Consider the following 4175-nt stretch of genomic DNA (forward strand, 5'->3'; position numbering starts at 1 on the left):
GGCCTGTCCGACCGCATCGTCGACATTACCGCGACGGGCACCACGCTTCGAGAAAACGACCTGGTCATAGTCGATGAGGTGCTGAAATGCTCCGCGCGCTTCTTTGCAAGCCCCGCGAGCATTCGCTGTGATGAAAGAGTTCGCGACCTGGCAGCTAAGCTGGCCGCTTCGAGAAAGGCATAGATACCATGAAAACCATTACGCTTAACCCGGGTGAGCGCCTTGCGGCTGGTCAACTTCCGCGTCAGGGAGTTTTGCCTGCGGCCATCATGCAGTCGGCCCAGGCTATCGTCGACGATGTGCGTGAGCGCGGCGATGCCGCTCTGCGCGAGTATTGCAAGAAGTTCGATGGCGTCGACGTTGACGATTTCCGCGTCGATCCCAAACTTATGGACGAAGCTATCCAGGCGGTCGACCCTGCGTTCATCGAGGCTTTGAAGAAGGCCGCTGCGCAGATTCGTGAATTCCACGAGCGCGAGGTCGAGCAGTCGTGGTTCACGTCTCGCGCCGATGGCACCATTTTGGGCGTGAAGGTTACTCCCGTTTCTGCCGCGGGCGTGTATGTACCGGGCGGCCGCGCCCAGTACCCCTCGACGGTGCTCATGGACTGCATTCCGGCGAAGGTCGCTGGCGTAAAGCGCGTGGTTATGGTTACCCCGCCGCAAAAAGAAGGCGGCATTTCGCCGTACACGCTCGCTGCCGCGAAAGTTGCGGGCGTCGATGAGATATATGCTGTGGGTGGCGCCCAGGCCATTGCCGCTCTTGCCTATGGCACCGATTCTATTCCTAAGACCGCGAAAATCGTTGGCCCTGGCAATGCGTTTGTCGCCGCGGCGAAGAAAATCGTCTCGGGCGATGCAGGCATCGACATGGTGGCGGGCCCGTCGGAAGTGTGCGTTCTCGCCGATGCGACGGCCGATGCGACCGTGGTTGCTGCCGATCTTATGGCGCAAGCCGAACACGATCCTTTGGCCACATGCTACCTGGTGACCTGCGACGCTGCGTTCGCGGAAAAGGTGCAGGGCCGTTTCGCCGAGCTTTTGGCCGCAAGCCCGCGCGCCGAAATCACGAGCGCATCGCTTGCCGACCAGGGCGTGGTCGTAGTGGCGGCCGACCTTGAGGCGGCAATCGACGCTGTGAATGTTATTGCTCCCGAGCACCTCGAGCTGCACTGCGACAACGCTATGGGCTTGCTCGGCAAAATCGAGAACGCCGGCGCCATCTTCGTGGGTCCATGGAGCTCCGAACCCTTGGGCGATTACGTTGCCGGCCCCAATCACACGCTTCCCACGGGCGGCACGGCCGCATTCTCGAACCCTCTTTCTGTGCAAGATTTCATTACGCGTTCGTCGGTTATTTGCTATACGCCAGAAGGCCTTATGAACGATGCCCCCGCCACGCAAACCATGGCGCAGGCGGAAGGCTTGTGGGCTCACGCGCTTTCGGCTGGTCTTCGCCGCAAAATGGTCGAAGAGGGCCTCGAGGGCTTCGACGGCGTCGATTTGGGCGACATCAACCGCATTGCATGGCCGGTTGATTTGGCTGCTCCCAAAAAGGCGGAGTAGCTTATGGCTCAGCTCTCCGACCGCGTTCGGGCGCTCATGCAGCCGCATTTGGCGAGCATCGAGCCCTACGACCCGAATTTCACGCCGTGCCGCGTGAACCTTTCGGCGAATGAGAACACGTATCCCATGCCTGCTGCGGCGCGCGCGTCCATTGACGCCGCGCTCGCGGCCACGCCGCTTAATCGTTACCCCGACCCCATGTCGAATGAGCTGCGTGCGGAAATCGCTGCGTGGCACGGTGTCGATCCATCATGGGTGTGCGTGGGCAACGGTGGTGATGAGCTGCTTTACAACTTCCTGCTCGCTTTTGGCGGAGCGGGCCGCACGCTGCTCAACTGTCCGCCATGCTTTTCGGAATACGCGTTTTTCGCATCGCTTGCGCAAACCAAGGTGCTCGATGTGTGGCGTGATGCGGAAACGTTCGAGCTCGACCGGGCGGCGGTGCTTGAAGCGGCTCCGAAATGCGATATCGCAATCGTGACCTCGCCGAACAATCCCACGGGCGATTTGGCTTCAGTTGAATTCGTGCGCGAGATGTGCGCCGCGTGTCCTGGTCTTGTGATGGTCGACGAGGCCTATGGCGAGTTCGCCGATGCCGCTTCCTCGTGCGAGCAGCTGCTTTCGGAATGCGACAACCTCGTGGTGCTGCATACGCTTTCCAAGGCGTTCGGCATGGCAGGCACGCGCGTTGGGTATGTGATTGCCGCGCCCGACGTAATCGATGCTTTCGCCGCGATTCGCCAAATCTATTCGGTGAACGTGCTTTCGCAGGCTGCGGCTTTGGCCGCGGTTCGTGCGCGCAATCAGTTCGCACCCGTGGTGGACGCGATTCGCAGCGAGCGTGCGCGCGTGATCGAGAGTCTGCATGGCATTGCCGCTTGCGGGCTTCCTCTCGAGGTTTGGGAAAGCGGGGCCAACTTCGTGCTCGTGCGCATGCCGAACGCCACGCGCGTTCGTGAACGTATGCGCGACGAGAAATCGATTCTCGTGCGCGATTTCAGCTATGCGCCCGGCTTGGCCAATTGCCTGCGCATTACGGTTGGCACGCCCGAAGAAAACGATGAAGTGTTGGCGGCGTTGGCCGCGTTGCTGAAAGAAGAAATTGATTCGTGCCACGAATAGGCATGCCGGCTTGGGTCCCGCATGCCCCCGCATGCCGAAAACTCCATCGGCGAACGCCGAAAAGACGTTGGCCGCAGCGGTGTTTTGGCTCGTACGAATCGTTTAGCTGGTATAGAGTGCTCTCTAACCGCTTCGAAAGGAGTTGTCCATGGCTCGAATTGCTGAGGTTTCGCGCAAAACGGGCGAAACCGACATCGCAGTAAAGCTCGACCTTGACGGTTCGGGCGTCTGCGACATTTCTACGGGCGTGCCGTTTTTCGATCATATGCTCAACGCTTTCGGCCGCCACGGTTTGTTCGATTTGACGGTGCATGCGCAAGGCGACGTCGAAGTCGATGCACATCATACGGTTGAAGATGTGGGCATTGTGCTGGGCGAGGCGTTCGCGCAGGCTCTTGGCGATAAGGCGGGCATCACGCGTTTTGCCGACGTCACCATTCCTATGGACGAAACGCTCGTCATGGCCGCGGTTGATATTTCGGGTCGTGGCCAGGCATATTGCGATTTGCCTATCTCCTCGCTGCGCGTAGGCGATTTCGACACCGAGCTTGCGGTGGAATTCTTCTATGCGTTTGCGCGCGATGCGAAAGTCACGCTGCATGTGCGTGAGCTCGCGGGTGCCAACGCGCACCACATCATCGAGGCGGCATTCAAGGCATGCGGCCGTGCTCTGCGCCGCGCGTGCGAATTCGACGGCCGCGTTCAGGGCGTGCCGTCAACGAAGGGCTCACTGTAATGGTGCCGAGCATTGTGGTGGTCGACTATCACAAGGGCAATTTATCGAGCGTGGTGCGTGGACTTTCCCGCGCGGGCGCCCGTGCGCAGGCGAGCGATTCGCCAGAAGACATTTGCGCGGCCGATGCCGTGGTGCTGCCAGGCGTGGGCTCGTTCTACGACGCCATCGCGTTCATGCAAGAATCGGGCGAGGCCCAAGCGGTGCTTGACGCCATCGACAAGGGTACGCCGTTTTTGGGCATTTGCCTGGGACTGCAGCTGCTTTTCGAGCGCGGCGATGAAGGCGTGCCCGAAGATGCGCCCGCGGCTTTAGCGGAAGATGCCATGGGATCGAACCTTGCTCCCGCCGAGGTTTTCGAGGCGTCATCCAAGCGTTGGACGCGTGGCTTGGGCGTGCTTTCCGGTTCGTGTTCGCGTTTGGAATCGACGCGTCTCAAAGTACCTCATGTGGGCTGGGACCAGGTGCATCTGACCGATAACGGTCGCGCATGCGAACTTTTGCGCGACTTTCCCGAAGGCGCGAACATGTACTTTACACATTCCTACGCGGTTGACGCCGACGCATGTGCCGCCGACATTGCGGCGCATACGCATTACACGCGCAGCTTCCCGTGCGTGGTGGCGCGCGGCAATGTGTTCGGCTGCCAATTCCATCCGGAAAAATCGTCGTCCCGTGGGCTCGACATCCTAAAGAACTTCGTCGCCATAGCGGCTGCTGAGCAGAAAGGAGGCCGCGCATGATTGTGCTCCCTG

The 4175-nt window shown here is 60.4% G+C and carries 4 protein-coding genes and 1 pseudogene; all 5 read left to right on the top strand.

Annotation, left to right across the window (positions count from 1 at the left end; all coding sequences use genetic code 11):
* Positions 1-183 (top strand): annotated as a pseudogene (locus ACWI8T_RS08680) (ATP phosphoribosyltransferase); the annotation flags it as partial.
* Positions 184-188: 5 nt separating this feature from the next.
* The gene (gene hisD / locus ACWI8T_RS08685; protein ID WP_449138659.1) at positions 189-1565 is read left to right on the top strand and encodes a histidinol dehydrogenase; all 1377 of its coding nucleotides are present in this window, start codon (positions 189-191) and stop codon (positions 1563-1565) included.
* A 3-nt stretch (positions 1566-1568) separates the two neighbouring features.
* On the top strand, positions 1569-2687 hold the full coding sequence (hisC, locus tag ACWI8T_RS08690; RefSeq protein ID WP_449138660.1) for a histidinol-phosphate transaminase: 1119 nt from the start codon (positions 1569-1571) through the stop codon (positions 2685-2687).
* Between the two features lie 148 nt (positions 2688-2835).
* Positions 2836-3423 (top strand): imidazoleglycerol-phosphate dehydratase HisB, encoded by a 588-nt coding sequence (gene hisB / locus ACWI8T_RS08695; protein ID WP_449138661.1) that lies wholly within the window; start codon positions 2836-2838, stop codon positions 3421-3423.
* Entirely contained in the window at positions 3423-4163 is a 741-nt protein-coding gene (locus tag ACWI8T_RS08700; RefSeq protein WP_449138662.1) for a glutamine amidotransferase-related protein, read from the top strand. The genes hisB and ACWI8T_RS08700 overlap by 1 nt, the downstream gene beginning before the upstream one ends.
* The last annotated feature ends 12 nt before the right edge of the window (positions 4164-4175 follow it).

Source organism: Slackia sp., from assembly GCF_977041755.1.